We start from the raw sequence: 18318 nt of genomic DNA, 5'->3' as shown, positions 1-18318 counted from the left end.
GTTGATTCCCGACGTTACTCAACTTGAAGTGGCTGGAGCATTGAATGAAGTATCGACACCTCTACACCCGGGCTCCCGCGCCGCTGTTGCTAATGATCACCGCGGCTACGCTGGCTGCCTGTGCCAGCGCCCCGATGCCCACTGAGCAGATTTCCCTGGCCAAAGACGCGGTCGACCGCGCCGTCTCTGCCGGAGCGACTGAATACGCACCGCTGCAAATGAAGGCCGCACAAGACAAGGTCTTCGTGATGGAGCGCGACATCGGCGAAAAAAACTACGTAAAGGTCAAGGCGCTGGCCGAGCAGATTCAGGCAGATGCCAACCTGGCGGAACGCACGGCCATTACGGCGAAGACGCAGAAAGCGCTCAAGGACGCCCAGGGCGGCATTCAAGTGCTCAAGCAGGAAATGCTGCAAGCCCCTGCCTCCGCTCCGACCCCTATTCGCTAAGGACTGACTATGCGTACTTACTTGCTGTTACCCCTGGCCTCGGCTGTGGCCCTGGTGTTGGCGGGCTGTGCTGCCACTGCGGAAAACCCTCAGTTGGTTGAGGCACGCCAACAGTTTTCGACGCTGCAAGACAACCCCCAGTCGAGCACCCTGGCGCCGATCGAAACCAAAGATGCCTTTGCGGCCCTGAGCAAGGCTGACGTGTTATCCAATTCGGATCGCAAGGCGGCTGGCATTGACCAACTGGCTTATTTGGCCACGCAGAAGATTGCCTTGGCCGAACAGGTGATTGCCGGGCGTGAAGCCAGCGCAGGCTTGGCCAATATCGACGTTGAGCGCACGCAGGTGCAGCTGGATGTTCGCACCCAGCAGCTCAAGGCGTTGCAGGCGCTGAACGCCAAGCCCACCGAGCGTGGCCAGGTGATCACCTTTGGTGACGTGCTGTTCGATACCGGCCAGTCTGATCTGAAGTCCGGTGCGCGCCGCGATGCTGTGCAACTGGCTGGTTTCTTGACGGCCAACCCTGAACGCAAAGTGCGGATCGAGGGCTTCACCGACACGGTCGGCAACCAGGCCTCGAACCAGACGTTATCCGAGCGCCGCGCCGATGCCGTGTCGTTCGCGCTGGTTCAGCAGGGCGTTGATCCATCGCGCATCACTACCCGTGGCTACGGCGAAGAGTACCCGGTGGCGGGCAACAGCACTGCCAGCGCCCGGCAGCTCAACCGCCGCGTTGAAGTGATCGTCTCCAATGGAGCATCGGCGGTCCAGGCCCGATAGCCCGTTCAATCAAAGCACCCTGAAGGCGTGGCGGGCTCAGCCTGCCGCGCCCTGGAAGACTGCCCATGACGAACAAAGCGTTACGCATATTGATTGCCGACAGCAGGCCGGCCGAGCGAAGTGTCATCGAGAACATGTTGAATCGCCTGGGTTACCACTGCATTGCCGCCGCGGGCTCTTATCACGAGTTGGAGGCACTGACCGCGCCGCCGGTATCGCCGTTTGATCTGTTGATTGTGGACGCGCTGCTGGGGGCTTACGAAGGCGTGAACGTCGCACATTTTTGCCAGTGCAACCCCCATGTTTATCACTCACTGACGTACAGCGACTATCGCATCGGGCTGGTCGACACGGTGCCGTGCGATCACCAGGCCGTGCATGCCTCGTTGGAAGCCACACCGGACTTGCGTTCACTCGCCGGGCTCATGTCGATCATTGACAGTGCGCCGCCGTGCACCGGCGTTAAGCCGTTACACCCAGGGCAGAGGGCCGATGTGCGGCCGCCCGGCGCCATGATGTTTAGCGCAGCGTAAACAGGAGGGCTTATGCAACTGACCCCGAGAGAAATGGACAAGTTGATGATCTACACCTTGTCGGACGTCGCCTTGCGGCGCAAGGCGCGGGGCTTGAAGTTGAACTACCCCGAAGCCGTTTCGATTATCACCGTGACGGCACTGGAAGGCGCACGGGACGGCAAGACGGTAGAGGACGTGATGTATGAGGCCAGCAAGGTCTTGACCAAGGCTGACGTGATGGATGGCGTCAGCGACCTGGTGCCCAACGTTCAGGTAGAGGCGATTTTCACCGATGGCAGCCGTCTGGTCACTGTGCATGACCCGATCAAGTAACGGGAGTAATACACCATGAGCACAAAAAAAATCCCAAGCCCGCATCAAGACACAAACCCGCAACACGACATCCCCCACGCCAAAAACCCCGGCGGCGTACATGCCCACAGTAACGACGATGTACCGCTGGGTGGCTGCATCTACGCAAGTACACCGATTACCTTCAATGAAGACCGCCCGGTGACGACCCTCAGGGTGCGCAACACCGGCGACCGGCCGATTCAGATCGGCTCGCACTTTCACTTCTTCGAAGTCAACCGCGCCCTTGAGTTTGACCGCGCCGCAGCCTATGGCAAGCGCCTGAATATCACCGCTACCACGGCCATTCGCTTTGAGCCAGGTGACGAAATCGAGGTGCCGCTGATTTTCTTCGGCGGCAAGCAAACCCTTTACGGCTTCAACAACCTGGTGGATGGCTGGGCACCGGATGGCGCCGAAAGCCCGCATGAGCGGCCCGAGAAACTGCAAGCAATTCGCCGCGCGGCGGACCTCGGTTTCAAGTCCTCCACGCCTTAGAAAGGAGCCATCGATGCCTACCATTTCACGCAAAGAATACGCTGGGCTGTTCGGCCCGACCGTGGGCGATAAAATCCGCCTGGGCGACACCCAGCTGTTTGTCGAGATCGAACAGGACCTGCGCGGTTACGGCGAAGAGTCGGTGTATGGCGGCGGCAAATCCCTGCGCGACGGCATGGGCGCCAATAACAACCTGACCCGCGAAAACGGCGTGCTGGACCTGGTGATCACCAACGTCACGATCATCGACGCGATCCAGGGGGTAATTAAGGCCGACGTAGGGATTCGCGATGGCAAGATTGCCGGCATCGGCAAAAGCGGTAACCCGAGCGTCCAGGACGGCATCACCAGCGGCATGGTGGTGGGGGTGAGCACGGACGCAATCTCCGGTGAACACCTGATACTGACTGCCGCCGGGATTGACACGCACATTCATCTGATCTCGCCGCAGCAGGCGTTTCACGCGTTGTCCAACGGGGTGACCACCTTCTTTGGCGGCGGCATTGGCCCTACCGATGGCTCCAACGGCACCACCGTTACCGCCGGGCCGTACAACATACGCCAGATGCTGCGTTCGCTCGAAGGCTTGCCGGTCAACGTCGGCATGCTCGGCAAAGGCAGTGCCTGCGGGCGTGACCCGCTGGCGGAACAGATCATTGCCGGCGTGGCGGGGTTGAAGGTTCACGAAGACTGGGGCGCTACCTCCAATGCCTTGCGTTATTCCTTGCGTACGGCCGATGAGATGGACATTCAAGTCTCGGTGCACACCGACAGCCTCAATGAAGGTGGCTACGTCGAAGACACCATCGATGCCTTCGAAGGTCGCACCATTCACACCTTCCACACCGAGGGCGCGGGTGGCGGTCACGCCCCGGACATCATCAAAGTGGCCAGCCAGAACAACGTGCTGCCCAGCTCCACCAACCCGACCTTGCCCTATGGCATCAACAGCCAGGCCGAGCTGTTCGACATGATCATGGTCTGTCACAACCTCAACCCTAACGTGCCCGCCGACGTGTCATTTGCCGAAAGCCGGGTGCGCCCGGAAACCATCGCCGCCGAAAACGTGCTGCAGGACATGGGCGTGTTGTCGATGTTCTCCAGCGACTCGCAGGCCATGGGCCGCGTGGGGGAGAACTGGCTGCGGATCGTCCAGACCGCCCATGCGATGAAAGTCTGCCGTGGCAAATTGCCGGAAGACAGCGCCGACAACGACAACTTCCGGGTGCTGCGCTACGTGGCAAAAATCACCATCAACCCGGCGATCGCGCAAGGCATCAGCCATGTGCTGGGCTCGGTGGAAATCGGCAAGATGGCCGATCTGGTGCTGTGGGACCCGCGGTTCTTCGGCGCCAAGCCGAAGATGGTGATCAAGGGCGGCATGATCAACTGGGCGGCCATGGGCGACCCGAACGCATCGATAACCACCCCGCAGCCGGTGTTCTACCGCCCGATGTATGGGGCGCTGGGCAAAAGCCTGCAAGACACCTGCGTGACCTTCGTGTCCCAGGCCGCACTGGAAGACGGCGTAAAGGAAAAGGCCGGGCTGGACCGGCAGGTCATGGCGGTACGCAACTGCCGCACCATCTCCAAGAAGGACCTGGTGCGCAATGACAAAACACCGCATATCGACGTCGATCCGGAAACCTTTGCAGTGAAAGTCGACGGTGTGCACGCCACCTGCGACCCAATTGAAACGGCCGTGATGAACCAGCGTTATTTCTTTGGCTAAGGCCAGGCAGCAGGACTGATCGAGGAAGGAGTGTGCAACGTGATCCTGATTGAAAAAATACTCGGCAACGCCAACAAAGATGCCGCCTGGAAACTGCAACTCAAGACCGCGCGCATTGACTTGTTGGTACTCGACCCCCGTGAAGCGCATAAAAGTCGCTGCCGGCGCACCACCATGAGCGGGCTGGACTTGGGTATCTCGCTGGAGCGCCATGTGGTGCTGTGCGACGGCGATATCCTGCTGTGGGACGTGCCTGCCCAGACCGCAGTGGTGGTGCAATTGAACCTGCGCGACGTCATGGTGATTGACCTTCGCGAGCTTAAACAGCAACCCCTGGACGTACTGATCAAAACCAGTTTCGAGCTGGGGCACGCCCTGGGCAATCAGCACTGGAAAGCCGTGACCCAACACAATGAGGTGTACATCGCGCTCACGGTGGCAACCAAGATGATGGACTCGGTGATGCGCACCCATGGGTTTCAACACTTGCCGTACGCGTTTGTGGCGGGTGCTGACATTCTGCCCAGGCTTACCACTTGCGAAGCGCGCCTGCTGTTCGGCGGCGCCGAGGAAACCGCTACGCATGTCCACGTCGCCAGCCCACAAGACAAGCTCGACGCAGCGACCCTGACAGTGCATGGCCCGCACAGCCATGGCGACGGTATCCGCCACACGCACTAGGTGCGGCATAAAAAGGCGCTTTGATGAAACCGTCCGATTTGATTCGCATCCTGCAATTTGGCGATTCGGTATTACCCGTGGGGGCCTTTTCGTTTTCCAACGGCGTTGAGTCCGCTATCCAAAAAGGCATCGTTCACGACGTTACGAGTCTCAAGGGGTTTGTGCTCACAGCCTTGCAACAGGCTGCCAGCGGCGACGGCATGGCAGTCGTCGCGGCCCATCAGGCGGCACAGAGCAATGACCGCGACGGCATCGTGCGGGTCGATTGGGCGGTGCATAACCGCAAGCTCAGCGAAGAAACCCGGTTGATGGCCACACGCATGGGCAAGAAGCTCGCCGAAATGTCGATGCATGTTGTTGAACACCCCCAAGTGCGCTGGTGGCTGGAGCAGATCAAGGCGGGCAAAACACCAGGTACTTATCCGGTCACCCAGGCCTTGGTGATGTCGACCCTGGGCATCGGCGCCCGGGAGGTGGTGGTGATGCACCAGTACGGTGTGGCCATGACCATCCTCAGCGCGGCGATGCGTTTGATGCGGGTTACCCACCTCGATACCCAGCACATCCTGTTTGAGCTCAATCACGAGATTGAAGCCTTCTGCGCCATCGCTGAAATCGGCGATGTCGAGCAGATGTGCGCTTACGTGCCCATTGTCGATGTGCTCGCTGCCGTACACGTCAAAGCCCATGTACGGCTGTTTATGAACTAATCCTTTAACATTTTCAGTAAGGAGCACTTGTGAAAAAAATTACCCGCATTGGTATTGGCGGCCCGGTGGGCTCGGGTAAAACCGCAGTCATCGAAGTCATCACCCCCATCCTGATCAACCGTGGCTACAAACCGCTGATCATTACCAACGACATTGTCACCACCGAAGACGCCAAGCAGGTCAAGCGCACGCTGAAGGGGATACTCGACGAAGACAAAATCCTCGGCGTCGAAACCGGTGCCTGCCCGCACACGGCGGTGCGTGAAGACCCGAGCATGAACATCGCTGCGGTCGAAGAAATGGAAGAGAAGTTCCCGGACAGCGACCTGGTTATGATCGAAAGCGGCGGGGACAACCTGACGCTGACGTTCAGCCCGGCATTGGCTGATTTCTATATCTACGTGATTGACGTGGCGGAAGGCGAAAAAATCCCGCGCAAGAATGGCCCCGGCCTGGTGCAGGCGGACATTTTGATCATCAATAAAATCGACCTTGCGCCCTACGTTGGCGCGAGCCTGGAGGTAATGGAAAGTGACACCCGGGTGGTGCGCAACAACCGCCCGTACATCCTCACCAACTGCAAAACCGGCCATGGGATAGAGGAGCTGGTGGACATGATCGAGCACATGTTCCTGTTTGCGCACAAACCCGGCGCCGAGGTCGTTGCATGACCTCCCAATTGCTGAACATCCTGAACACGCCATCACGGCTGCTCGCCCACACCATTGGGCAAGATGCGCCTGAGCTTGCGCGTTATCAGGACGAGCCGCGCCAAATGCGCAGCGGCGCGGTAGGCAAAAGTGGTTATCTGCTGCTTGGGTTTGAACTGCGTGGCAAGCGCAGCGTACTGGCGAACATGGAGCGGCGCGTACCGTCGCTGGTGCAAATGGCATTGTATTGGGATGAACAAATGCCTGACTTGCCTTGCGTCACCATGATCTCAACCACCGGTTGTGTGCTGCAGGGCGACCGTTTGGCCACAGACGTGACTGTTGGGCCGGGAGCCTGTGGCCACGTCACCACTCAGTCAGCGACCAAAGTGCATTCGATGAATGCCAACTATGCCGCACAAATCCAGAACTTCAGGGTCGAGGAGGGCGGCTACCTGGAGTTTTTGCCCGACCCGGTGATTCCGCATCGCAACGCGCGGTTTATCACCCACACCCGCATCCAGGTGCATCCAACCGCCACCGTCATCTACTGCGACATGTTGATGTCAGGCCGCAAATATCATCACGTGGACGAGCGTTTTGGCTTTGACCTGTACTCCTCGCGGGTGTCGGCTGAAAACCTCGAGGGCCGGGAATTGTTTGTGGAGAAGTACATCCTGCAGCCAAAAACCGACAGCCTGGATGCCACGGGTGTGATGCAAACCTTTGACATCCTCGCCAATGTGATTTTGCTCACGCCCAAGGAGCATCACGCGCGGATTATCGAGCGCATTCCGGCGTTGTTTGACCAAGCAGCGGGGCAGGCGAGCGGTGTCAGCCGCTTGCCGAATAACTGCGGGCTGATTTTCAAGGTATTGGGCAATGACAGCGGTGAAGTCAAAGCGCAAATCCGCGCGTTCTGGACCGTTGCTCGCGAAGAAATCAAGGGCATTAGCGTGCAGCCGAAGTTTCTCTGGCGCTAAGCCAACCCTGTCTGGATGCCCCGCACCACGCACGCACGTTCATCGCCAATCAAGGAACCGTCAATGACTGCAAGCACCTCTCTAACCCCTACCAGGCAGGCGTCAGTCACCACGCGTCACGCTGTGTATTTGTTGACCTGCCTGGTCGCGGCCAACTGCTTTGCGTGGGCCTGGGCCGTTATCGAGTTCGGCACCAACCCGGTGCTGATGGGCACCGCATTACTGGCCTACGGCTTCGGTTTGCGCCACGCCGTGGATGCCGATCACATTGCCGCCATCGACAACGTCACACGCAAGCTGATGCAGCAAGGCCAGCGGCCGATTGCCGTAGGCACCTGGTTCTCGTTGGGGCACTCCACGATCGTGATAGTGGCCTCTTTCGCCATTGCCGCCACGGCGATGGCGTTCAAGGACGACATGGCCTGGTTCCAGGAAACCGGGGGTTTGATTGGTACCCTGGTGTCGTCGGTGTTCTTGTTGTTGTTCGGCCTGTTCAACCTGGTGATCCTGGTATCGGTGTACAAAAAATTCAAACAGGTCAAGGCAGGCTTGGTTCTGGCGCCCGAAGCGCTGGATTTTCTGGCAACTAACCAGGGCGGAGTAATGGCGCGGCTGTTCGGTCGAGTGTTCAACCTGGTTAACAAGAGCTGGCATATGTACCCGGTGGGCTTCTTGTTCGGCCTGGGTTTCGACACCGCCACAGAAATCGGCTTGCTGGCGATCAGCGCCACCAGTGCCTCACACGGCATCAGCCTGTGGTCGATCATGGTGTTCCCGGTGCTGTTTGCGGTCGGTATGGCGCTGATCGACTCGCTGGACAACTTCGTCATGGTCGGCGCCTATGGCTGGGCGTTCTCCAAGCCGGTGCGCAAGCTTTACTACAACATCACCATCACTGCCGCCTCGGTGGTCGTTGCGCTGTTTATTGGAGGCGTTGAGGCGCTGGGCCTGATTGCCGAAAAGCTCGAATTGCGGGGTGGAATCTGGACACCTGTCAACGCCATCAACGACAACTTCGGTGAAATTGGCTATTGGATTATCGGCATGTTTGTACTGTGCTGGTTGATCTCGGCACTCAATTACTACCTGCGCGGCTATGATCAATTGCGCGCGAATACCTGACCTGCAAACGCGCCGCAAAACCAACCCAGCATCCGCCTCGGTGCTGGGTTGCAGGCCTTACTGGTGGAGTACCAGCGGCCGCTCAGCTAAGCCAGCGTAATCCGATAACGCTCAGCAGAATCAAGCCGATCCATATCAGCCGCCATAACGATACGGCGTCACCCAGCCAGTACATTCCGACGAGCGCTGTGCCTGCGGCACCGATACCGGTCCAAACGGCATAAGCGGTTCCTACGGGCAGCACGCGCAGCGCGATGGTCAACAGCGTCAAGCTTGCGGCCAGTACCACTAAGGTGCCGGCCAACAGCCAAGGTCGTTCAAGGCCACTCGCAGATTTCAATCCGACTGCGAAGACCACCTCTAGAAAACCGGCGATGATCAGTAATAACCAGGAAGCGTTATAGGTCATTTGATAAGTCCTGTACCCATACGAAAAAAGCGAGCCAAAGATGGCTCGCCTGTTTGGGGGGCGAAAATTAGTTGGGGAAGAATTTGCCACTGAAGAGCCGCGTCAGGGTTTTCACTGCCAGGACGGCTAATACGGCGGTAAGGAACAGCAAAATCACCGCCGCTATTATCGTCAGCAGGGTGTTGTCCTGTGCATGCGCGTAGGTCAACGCGGCATTGCTCAATGCGGCGATGGGAAAGCTGATCGCCCACCAGGAAGGACCAAAGGACACATCACGGCGAAACACTTTGAAACTCAGCACCACGAACAGGAACAAGCCGAAGTAGAACAACACGCTGGCGAACCTATCGATGCCGAACATGTTGACGTAGGCCAGGAAGCCCACCTCGAACGGTGCGATCAGGATCATCAGCGAGGGCACCATGCCTTTGGCCAATGTGGTCTGATGGACCAGCCGCGAAAAGATCCGCGTGTAGAAGATCAGCGCCAGTACCGTGCCGATGGCGACAGCAAGCAAATTAAACTCGGGCGCCCATTTCATCGGCATGTGCGCACCGGTGACCGCAATATCCAGGCTGGCAACACCCGGCACCAGCCACGCCGGAACAACATGCAATTGATCTTGGTCGCCCGACAACAACCGGGAGACCAGCAGGCCGGCGAGTAGTACGGTCAAAAGACTGCCGAGTACCCAGAGTGCCTGTCCGAGCAACTGATTGTGGGGCGCCGCCACTGCCGAAAGAAGCAACAGTGCAATGGTCACAGTGCCGAAAAAGTTGCTGGCGATGGGGTGATTGAACTCCGCGCGGACGGTTTCAGGGTGTTTTATCCACTTGGTCAAATAGCTCAGGGTCAGCAATACAAATACAAGGCCGGCCAAGCCTCCCAGTACTTCACCGAGCACAGCGCCGTAGCCATAAAACTGTCCACTCAAGCGCCATGCCAGGCCCAATCCGGCTAGCCCCATTACTGAGCCAAACAGATTGATGGGTAAATTTTTTATGGACGTCGTGCTCGTCCGCGTCAACGTTTCGGCCACGGCGGGCTGAATGTTTGCAGCGTTCATAGTGCGTTCTCATTAAACGGAATTTGCCGTTAGCGTTTTCGCTATGGGGCAGGGAGGTGGAAGTTAAGTTAACTTCCCTGAAGAATTATTGAGTTTTGATAACGGTAATAACCCGTTGCGGGAATGGAATACTGATTCCTTCTTTTGCCAATGCAGCAGGGGCTCTTTCGTTAAGTAAATACAACAGGTGCCAGTAATGCTCGGGTTTCGCCCATACGCGTAATGACATGACTATCGCGCTATCGCCCAACGCTTTGACGACCACCGTGGGTTCCGGATGCTGCTCAATCCTTGGGTCGACAGCCATACCCAGCAGGGCTGCGCGGGCGGTTGCCAGGTTGCAGGCGTAGTCGACACCCACGTCCAGCGTCACGCGGCGTACCGGTTCGCTGGAGAGATTGGTGATAACGCCGTTCGAAAGGACCCCGTTGGGCACCACGATCTTTTTGTTCTCTATGGTGAGAATGATCGTATGGAAGATCCTGATCGAGTTCACCGTGCCGAACAGGTTTGGCGTCTCAATGACGTCGCCGACCTTGAACGGACGAAACAGCAAGATCAACACGCCGCCAGCCAAGTTCGACAGGCTTCCCTGCAGCGCCAGGCCCACTGCAAGACCGGCAGTGCCGACCAGCGCGATGAAACTGGTGGTATGAATACCGATCATCGAAGCCACACTGATGATCAGCGTAATCTTCAGTCCCATGTTAACCAGGCTGCCGGTGAAACTGCGCAGCGTAGGGTCGACATGGCGCCGCGCCAATACCTTACTGATGCGTCGCGTTACGCCGCTGATCATCCACCAGCCAATCACCAGTGTTGCAATTGCCAAAAGGAAGTGAGCACCGTATTCAAGTATGACGGGCACCCAAGTCGTGGTGTCAGTTAACAGTCGTTTGTATTGCGTTTCCATGGGGAATCCTTGTCGCTTTGCTCCACGCGAAATGGGCGGTGTCGGGCAGGGCGTTTAAGGCCTGCGGCTTCGTGCAGGCCTTGTCTGACTCGGCAAAGAATGGCAGCTAACAAGGCTAAGTTGAGTAGAACCCAGCCCAAGGGGTTGTAGGGCATTTCTGACGAGCATGACACATCATTTAACATAATATACATTATGCGTACCGTTATGTGCGGAGCTGGGGGGCTCTGGAGGTCAAATTTGAAGCCTGCCCCAGACCTTGATCACTGTCGGGAACACCCAACCTCCGAACCAAATCGTAGCTATTCACCGAACTCAATTAAAATCAATGACTTACCTAGGATAACTGGATGTTCCTCTAGCTTTTACAAAGAACCCTGTGAAAACCTAGGTGGGTTGTGATAATAAACCGTTTTGCTAAACCCCCCATGGTACAAGGGCCGTGCCAGTTCTGTACTACTAAAAATAGGTAAGTGGCGGAAAAAGCTATGGATCTATCGAGAAGTTTTAAATCACCGAACTACTGTGACGGGGGCATCTTGATCTCTCCAGATAAGCCGGAAACGCGACGAAAATTTGCGTCTATGAGGCATCACCTGTCAACACGTGGCTGATAAATACTTTTCTACAGTCCGATATTTTCGATTCACCGAACAAAACCACATCTTTTGCCCAGGCAGATATACAGATTTTATAGAATCTCAACGAAAGACTACCAATCAGCAAGGCTTACAGAGCGCAATATGTAAATTTTTAATTACCGAACAAACCTGAAATAGTTGAGAGTTACCCGGTTTAACCTCCGAACAAAGGACCAGTTTTAGTTATTTAATCACCCCGAAGCCCACTTAATTAGACGCTAACCCCGGCTACACTTGGCCACAAGCCAAAACAGAGGCGCATTTAAACACCGGACAGACCCATAAAAAGTTCTTTTTTTGGAAAAGGTTTTTCACCACCTAACTGATGAGGCTAGTTCTTTCAGTTACGGATCGGCCTTCGTTAATTTAGGCGGTTCGGCCCTATATATACCTACATTTCTGTTGGACGTCGTACCTTGCTTTTAAAAAGCGCTGGCGCTAGGATTCATCCATCGAATGAAAGTCATTTTGGTGGCTAACTCAACTAAATGACTGTTTAGTTGAGTTATGTCGTTGCAGGCGCAGCTAGCCCTTTCAGATATCCGATAATGTCCAGACCCGTATATTTCATTCCCGCAAGTTCCAATTTCATGCAGGACGTCCCATGCCTTCGTCACCGCAACCATTGTTTGAAAGCTACCGACGCTTTTTGGAGTTGAACTTTCACCAGATGAGTGAAGAATTACCTCTGGCTCGGGATTACTTGGCAAGCTTTCCCGAGGAGCTGGAGGCTCATCAGGGCTATATCGCTGCGCGCGGTTTCCTCAAATCGTATGCCGGCAATGAGGCGACCTTCAATTCCTACCGCACGCACGTGGAACGTTTGTTGCTTTGGTCACTGCTGATGGCCCGGAAGCCTTTCCTGGAATTACGCCGCAGTGACGCCGAGGCGTTTATGGAATTCTGCTTGCAGCCGACGGCGGCTTGGATTGGACCGATGGTCAAGTCGCGCTTCCTCCGGGTCGGTGGCCAGCGCAAAAGCAGTGCCGACACTTACTAACTCAACGCGGTGTGGCGTCCTTTCAGCCAGACGGCGCCCAAACGTGACAAACACCTTCCGGAGCCCTCGCCGTCAGAGAATCGTTACAAGATGGCCCAAGGGTCCGTGGCCCAAGTCTTTGCCGTCTGTGGCAGCTTCTATCAATACGCCATGGACGAAGGCCTCACCGAAGCCAACCCATTTCGCGCGATCAAACAAAAGGCGGTCTACAAGCAACGCCATACCAGGAGGTGTCCGGCCGCGCCCTCTCCCACCTCCAGTGGGATTATGTAATCGAAACCGCGGAGGAAATGGCCGAAGAAGACCCCGACCATGAACGCACGCTGTTTGTACTCACGACTTTGTTTGCCATGTACTTACGCGTTTCTGATCTGGTCGGTCGCGACAACTGGGAACCAACCATGCGTGATTTTCGGCGAGATAGCATGGGCAACTGGTGGTTTCATGTAGTGGGCAAAGGCAACAAGTCGGCCAAAATCAGCGTGCGCGATGACTACGTGTACACTTATTTGAGTCGCTATCGAAGACACTTGGGGCTAAGTGCCCTGCCCTCACCGCATGAGACCTATCCCCTACTGACCACGTTAAGCGGCCGGGGTGGCCTTTCAGGTCGACACCTACGCTTGTTACTCCAGCAGGTGTTTGATCGCGCCTTGCTGAAAATGACCGCAGAAGGTCGCAGCGACGATGAAATCGATAACCTGCGCTCTGCATCGTTGCATTGGTTGCGACACACGTCGGCAACTTTTGATGCACCCTTTCGCGACATGAAGGATTTGCAGGCGGACCTGCGCCATAACAGTCTGAGCACCACGCAAAACACCTATTACAACTCGCTCGACGAGCAGCGCGCGCACTCGGTCAAACACCTTAAGTTTAAATAGTGGGTTGATGACTTGGCACCGGCAACGTTGTTTTCTTGTTCTGGGTTCCAATGGAACCGTAGTTGTGGATAGGCACCGACCACGCCAAGTTAATGGTACATGTGGTGTACTATTAAGTCGAATTAAGATTTACTGGCGCTTAATCCCCGCAAGCTACTTTAAAATTATTTCAGCCGTTTTGCGCCGCAGTGGCTGAATACTTCACTCAGCGATGCTCCGCACCGACGTCCCACAACCGTTCATTTTTCCAACGCCCTAGCTGGAATCGCCTCGGTTGATAACTAATATGAGCGATGTGCAGTTGCGCACCGCACCGCTCAGATCAGGGCGCTGGCAGTTACCCTTGGCCGTCTTTGCATTGATTACGCCAAGACATGACAACGCTGCGCTCGTGCTTTCCTCCATAAGCGTCACAATTCATGAGCTAGGCTGTTTGAAAGAAGAATCTGCCTGCCACCTACTCATAAGCACTCATGCATGGAAGACACTCCGAACATTCCAGCCGTCATCGGTGCGTCGCCCGAGGACACCGTCACCAGGGAGTCACTCTACGAGCAGGCTTGGTCAACGCCGATGACCAAAATCGCGGAACGTTATGGGGTGTCCTCAAGCTACTTGGCGCGCGTATTCACCCATCTGAACATTCCCCGTCCTGCCGTTGGGTATTGGGCGAAGGTAGCCGCGGGAAAGCGTAAAGCCACTCCTCCGCTGCCGGAGGTCCAGCCAGGCGCGCTCCTCTCCTGGAGCCGGAACGGCGCGCCCGAGCAAATCTCCCGCACACCCCCTAAAAGCCCGGCAAAAATTCGTACGAGATCGCCCGATCGCATGGCGGTGCTCCCTCGCCGGCATCCGTTACTGGTGGACGTTGAAGAGTATTTTAAAAAAGCCCAGGAGACTGATGAAGGTTATCTGCGGCCTTCAAAACGTTCGATGGCAGATCTAATTGTTAGCCGCTCAGGCGTAAATCAAGCCGTGGACTTCGCCAATCAATTGTTTCTGGCCCTGATGAAAAAGGGTCTGGCGGTCGCGCTTTCTGACCCTGCTACTCACATGGGCCGTGAGTCAGTGGATCATCGAGAGGTGGCATCAAACAGGTACGTGCACCCTGCCGTGTGGCGACCTCAACGTCCCACGGTCGTCTACGTCGGCACTGTTGTGTTCGGTCTGTCCATTTATGAGATCAGTGAATACGTCCACGTGAAGCGCCCCGAGAAGAAATACGTCCGCCTGACAGCGCTTCCAGTAAGTAAAAGACGCTCCGATTACCCTGATAGATGGATGATGAGCGCCGATATGCCAAGTAGCAGATTGTGCTTGCAGGTGTATTCCCCGTACCACAGTGTGGAGTGGATTCAGCGATGGACTGAGAACAAGCCTGGCGACTTGGCCAGCAAAATTCCCGGCATCGTGACGTCTTTGCTAGCCGAGGCTCCGATTCTCGCGGGCAAGGTGGAGATCGAGCGAATACGGAGCGAGCAGGAGCGACAGCGACACCAATTACAGATGGAAGAGTGGCGACGCAAGGAGGATGAGAAGCGTCGGCTCAAGGTGATTCAAGACAGCAGAGATCGGCTTGAAACGGTGATTCAAACGTGGGCGAAAGTGAACAGTATTCAGGCTTTCTTCGAAGACATTGTGCAAAGCGCGCAGCGCCTCGAAACACAAGAACGGCAAGCTGTGCTGGATCGCCTGGCTAAAGCGATGGAGCTGATCGGCGACTTGGATGCGCTCAAGCATTTCGAAGCTTGGAATCCCCCAAAAATTTAAACCGGACCGACTCCAACGCAGGAACGGGCAAAGAAAACCAATTCCTGAATGCTCTGGAAAAATGGATATCGATTTGCATTCTATCTCGCCTCAGCACTCGCCAAAAATCCGTGGCAGCCATGCGCAATCACGACCTGAGCGCCGGGATGATCGAGGCGTTCATCAACCCGGTGGACCGACAGAAGCCTTATCACTCGCGCAGCAGCAACCCATACCACTGTGTAGACTCGCCCCTATTTCTGTTGCAGGGCCAACACGTGGAAGTCATTTCAAACCATTGGGGACGGAACCATCTTTCTGTCGTCACCGATCTAATCAACAATGCGGACAAAATTGTCATTTGTTCTGGATGGATCAAACAGTGCGGTGTGGATCTCCTCGTTGAACATTTAGCCGCAGCACTTGGACGTGGAACAGCGATCACAATTTTTACGAATTCGAGAGTACCGCCCGGTCGTGTATACCCGCCCTCGCGACATTGAGTACCCTAAGGCACGTGGTGGTCCCCAAGAAATTTCGGCTGCATACGAAGCTCTACTACTTCGAGTCTGACACGCGCTACGCGGCGATCGTTGGCTCAGCCAATATCACCGAGGGAGGCCTTGTTCACAATGATGAGTTGTCAACGGTTCACCACGGAACCGTCGGAGACGTGCAGCATAAAATGTTCAACGATTATCTCGAGCACCTCGTAGCGCGATACAAACCTTGAACCAGATGGTGAGATTCCGCCAGCCGAAGGCGGTGCAGACCATCTGGTTGAGCGACGCTTGGCTGAGGGTGGCGCAGATCGTCTGATCTGAGCGCCGCTTGGCTGAAGGTGGTTCCGATCGCCTGATCCAGAATCGAGCGGCCTAAAGTACTTCTTAGGTACGACCCGAAATTCCTGTTTCAATCGTTGCTCTGCTCCCCACTTGCCCGGCTCTATAGCCGGGTTCCTTATGGGGGCGCATCCTACTTCACTGGTGGTAATTCTTTTGGCGAAAAGCCAACTCAGTAAGATGTAAAAATCTAGGGAAAAGTTGGTGAGACCGGGATGTACCGACACGATATGATGTGCATTCCGGCGGGATTTGTAGCGTTGTGAAATGCACAGTCACGGGATATCGAGCTAAGGAGTGCGGTTTCATGTTCAATTTATTGGTTAACGCCGGTGGCTGGGCGGACAATCACGACACTTTCAGTCACGGAAGAATTCTGGAGTACACGACCCCTCCGCTGGTAACCAAAATGAGAGTTGACGGGGCACTTAACATCGCCGCTCTAACCGCAATGCCGACCCTTTTTATGGATGAAATGCGGGGGGACGGGGAAGAGTTTGCAAGGGTTGGCACCATTATGAGTATTCGAGACGGGGCTCGAGGTCAGGTGCTTTTAGATTACATCTACGACGCGAATGTCCCTCCGATCCCTATCGCAGAAATCTATCGCTTGCGCTCTAGGCTCGGCATCAATGACTACGAATTTTCGCGCACACATTGGGCGGTGAAGGATGTCGATCTTTTCAGATTCATGCTGACCGAGTTGAGAGGTTCTCGTCGTCATCCGAGGATCTTCCAGTTACCGGAGACAGCGACACTCGTAAATGACCAGCTATCTGTAATGATGCCATTTGCGAACTCTGCCTTAGTGCTTGCAGCCATACAGCGGGCCGCGGGGTCGGCAGGCATGAGATGTGACCGGGCCGATGATATCTGGGACCATCAGACAGTTATGGAGGACGTTGTTGCACTGATTGATCGCTCTGCAATCGTGGTATGCGACTGCACAGGCCGAAACGCTAACGTGTTTTACGAGATTGGCTTAGCGCACGCTTGGGGCAAAGAGGTAATCCTGATCACGCAAAACCAGGCTGATATCCCTTTCGACCTCGCTCACCTTCGGTATCTGCATTACCACCCGAACAATGAAGGCCTGGCTACGTTAGAGGCTCAGCTGCTCGCCAGAATACGGACTTTGCGCGGAGGCTGACCAAGAGTATCCGTCCGGCCAAGTCATCTACTCACCCCCGCATAACCAAGGTAGCGCACGCCCAATACAACTCAGGACAGGTACTGGGGACGGTAGCTCCCACCAATTGGGCGTCTAACACTTTTGGTGTCGTATGCCCGCGATTGGCTTAAGACGCCGATAGCTTATCTCACCCCATCTCGTGAGATGCGAAGAGCATTCGGATGGCCAGCACTGCGCCTGCCAACACCGCTGTCATACCTAGGGCTTCATACTGCGTTGGTAAACGTTGTTCAAAAAGCAATCCAAATAGGGTCGCGAAAAGAGATTCGAGAGCAATTAGTTGCCCCGAAAGCACCATTGGTAAATACCGAGACGCTTTGTTCCACGCCCATGCCCCCAATACGGACGACAAGATTGCAATTAGAAATGCCCACACGTAAAGGCCTCCAGCGGTGGCAAAGCTAGCGCCTTGAGAGGGCATTTCAAAAAGGTTAAACGCATATCCCAAAGGCATCACCAGAAGCATGCCCAGCGCGCTCCCGACCATCATGAGTCCTGTCCACGCGCTTGTTGAATGTGCTGGGATTTTGCTCAGGCCTTTTTGGTTCAGCACACTGAACGCTAACCAAAACGCCACAGCACAAACAGAAAAAAACACCCCGAACACGGCGGCCCCTTGCGAGGCGAGTGGGGTGTCGTTCGCCATAATATTGATGAGCAGCAGGCCGAAAACCAGCATGGATAAAGGCAATGCCAGTTTTCGCCACGCCAATATCTTGTTTTGCGCATTTCCAAGCAGAGCCAGCATCACTGGCACCACTGCGATGAATGCCGGCGTCAGGACGGGGCCGCTGATCTTAACACCGCATGCAATGCAGACGCTGTACCCTAGATAGCCTATGGCTCCAAGCGTCAGCGCCACCGTCCGCATAGGAAGTGTCAACTCTCGAACATTGGTGCGGTCGACGATCATCCAAACGGCACCGATTACTCCAACGATCATGAATTTAACGGCCAGAAAGTCAAATATGCTGTAGTTCCCAGTGACATACGGAACGATAAAATTTGAACCCCAGCATAATGTTGCGAATACCGCAAAAAATACGCCGAGGGCAAAAGGATGGGCTGATGTGTTCATAGTCGACACCAAGGCTGAGTAATCGCAAGTTTGAACGTTCCCGTATGTATGCTACAAACGAGTTCTCAGCCCTCAA

General features: G+C 55.7%; 19 protein-coding genes and 1 pseudogene. 16 read left to right on the top strand and 4 right to left on the bottom strand.

Annotation, left to right across the window (positions count from 1 at the left end):
- The first annotated feature begins 44 nt into the window (after positions 1–44).
- The 11 genes from AO240_RS06575 (at position 45) to AO240_RS06525 (ending at position 8471) form a co-directional block, all read left to right on the top strand.
- Entirely contained in the window at positions 45–449 is a 405-nt protein-coding gene (locus tag AO240_RS06575; protein WP_099235632.1) for a DUF4398 domain-containing protein, read from the top strand.
- Positions 450–458: 9 nt separating this feature from the next.
- On the top strand, positions 459–1229 hold the full coding sequence (locus AO240_RS06570; RefSeq protein WP_099235631.1) for an OmpA family protein: 771 nt from the start codon (positions 459–461) through the stop codon (positions 1227–1229).
- A 65-nt stretch (positions 1230–1294) separates the two neighbouring features.
- Entirely contained in the window at positions 1295–1762 is a 468-nt protein-coding gene (locus tag AO240_RS06565; RefSeq protein WP_099235630.1) for a response regulator, read from the top strand.
- 12 nt (positions 1763–1774) lie between these two features.
- Entirely contained in the window at positions 1775–2077 is a 303-nt protein-coding gene (locus tag AO240_RS06560; RefSeq protein ID WP_099235629.1) for an urease subunit gamma, read from the top strand.
- A 15-nt stretch (positions 2078–2092) separates the two neighbouring features.
- Positions 2093–2593, top strand: a complete 501-nt coding sequence (locus AO240_RS06555) for an urease subunit beta (protein WP_099235628.1) — start codon at positions 2093–2095, stop codon at positions 2591–2593.
- Positions 2594–2606: 13 nt separating this feature from the next.
- Entirely contained in the window at positions 2607–4325 is a 1719-nt protein-coding gene (locus tag AO240_RS06550; RefSeq protein ID WP_099235627.1) for an urease subunit alpha, read from the top strand.
- A gap of 39 nt (positions 4326–4364) precedes the next feature.
- Positions 4365–5006 (top strand): urease accessory protein UreE, encoded by a 642-nt coding sequence (gene ureE / locus AO240_RS06545; RefSeq protein WP_099235626.1) that lies wholly within the window; start codon positions 4365–4367, stop codon positions 5004–5006.
- A gap of 23 nt (positions 5007–5029) precedes the next feature.
- A complete protein-coding gene (locus AO240_RS06540) occupies positions 5030–5716 on the top strand; it encodes an urease accessory protein UreF (RefSeq protein ID WP_099235625.1) in 687 nt (228 codons plus the stop codon).
- A 29-nt stretch (positions 5717–5745) separates the two neighbouring features.
- On the top strand, positions 5746–6387 hold the full coding sequence (gene ureG, locus AO240_RS06535) for an urease accessory protein UreG (protein ID WP_099235624.1): 642 nt from the start codon (positions 5746–5748) through the stop codon (positions 6385–6387).
- A complete protein-coding gene (locus AO240_RS06530; RefSeq protein ID WP_099235623.1) occupies positions 6384–7349 on the top strand; it encodes an urease accessory protein UreD in 966 nt (321 codons plus the stop codon). Before ureG ends, AO240_RS06530 begins: the two co-directional genes overlap by 4 nt.
- Before the next feature lie 63 nt (positions 7350–7412).
- Positions 7413–8471, top strand: coding sequence for a HoxN/HupN/NixA family nickel/cobalt transporter (locus AO240_RS06525; protein WP_099235622.1), 1059 nt, complete (start codon positions 7413–7415; stop codon positions 8469–8471).
- An 82-nt stretch (positions 8472–8553) separates the two neighbouring features.
- On the opposite strand, the gene AO240_RS06520 is transcribed toward AO240_RS06525, so the two are convergent.
- The 3 genes from AO240_RS06520 to AO240_RS06510 form a co-directional block, all read right to left on the bottom strand.
- Positions 8554–8880 carry a multidrug efflux SMR transporter gene (locus tag AO240_RS06520; protein WP_099235621.1) on the bottom strand — a complete coding sequence of 109 codons (327 nt, stop codon included), beginning with the start codon at positions 8878–8880 and terminating at the stop codon, positions 8554–8556.
- A gap of 67 nt (positions 8881–8947) precedes the next feature.
- Positions 8948–9946: an SLAC1 anion channel family protein gene (locus tag AO240_RS06515; RefSeq protein WP_099235620.1), complete on the bottom strand. Its 999-nt coding sequence runs from the start codon at positions 9944–9946 to the stop codon at positions 8948–8950.
- A gap of 85 nt (positions 9947–10031) precedes the next feature.
- Complete coding sequence (locus AO240_RS06510; protein ID WP_099235619.1) at positions 10032–10859, bottom strand: mechanosensitive ion channel family protein; 828 nt, start codon at positions 10857–10859, stop codon at positions 10032–10034.
- 1245 nt (positions 10860–12104) lie between these two features.
- Here AO240_RS06510 and AO240_RS06505 point away from each other — a divergent pair.
- From AO240_RS06505 to AO240_RS28865, 5 genes and pseudogenes are all read left to right on the top strand, one after another.
- Positions 12105–13384: pseudogene (locus AO240_RS06505) on the top strand (tyrosine-type recombinase/integrase).
- Between the two features lie 477 nt (positions 13385–13861).
- A complete protein-coding gene (locus AO240_RS06500; protein WP_099235618.1) occupies positions 13862–15151 on the top strand; it encodes a hypothetical protein in 1290 nt (429 codons plus the stop codon).
- On the top strand, positions 15130–15633 hold the full coding sequence (locus AO240_RS28295; protein ID WP_136624496.1) for a hypothetical protein: 504 nt from the start codon (positions 15130–15132) through the stop codon (positions 15631–15633). Before AO240_RS06500 ends, AO240_RS28295 begins: the two co-directional genes overlap by 22 nt.
- Before the next feature lie 14 nt (positions 15634–15647).
- Entirely contained in the window at positions 15648–15863 is a 216-nt protein-coding gene (locus AO240_RS06495; protein ID WP_099235617.1) for a phospholipase D family protein, read from the top strand.
- A gap of 416 nt (positions 15864–16279) precedes the next feature.
- Complete coding sequence (locus tag AO240_RS28865; protein ID WP_017704641.1) at positions 16280–17122, top strand: hypothetical protein; 843 nt, start codon at positions 16280–16282, stop codon at positions 17120–17122.
- Positions 17123–17291: 169 nt separating this feature from the next.
- Here AO240_RS28865 and AO240_RS06480 read toward each other — a convergent pair whose 3' ends face one another.
- On the bottom strand, positions 17292–18242 hold the full coding sequence (locus AO240_RS06480) for a DMT family transporter (protein ID WP_099235616.1): 951 nt from the start codon (positions 18240–18242) through the stop codon (positions 17292–17294).
- Positions 18243–18318: the final 76 nt, after the last annotated feature.

The sequence above is a fragment of the Pseudomonas sp. ICMP 460 genome, assembly GCF_002723595.1.
In the GTDB taxonomy this organism is placed as follows: domain Bacteria; phylum Pseudomonadota; class Gammaproteobacteria; order Pseudomonadales; family Pseudomonadaceae; genus Aquipseudomonas; species Aquipseudomonas kitaguniensis.
This window is presented reverse-complemented; position numbering and strand designations above follow the sequence as displayed.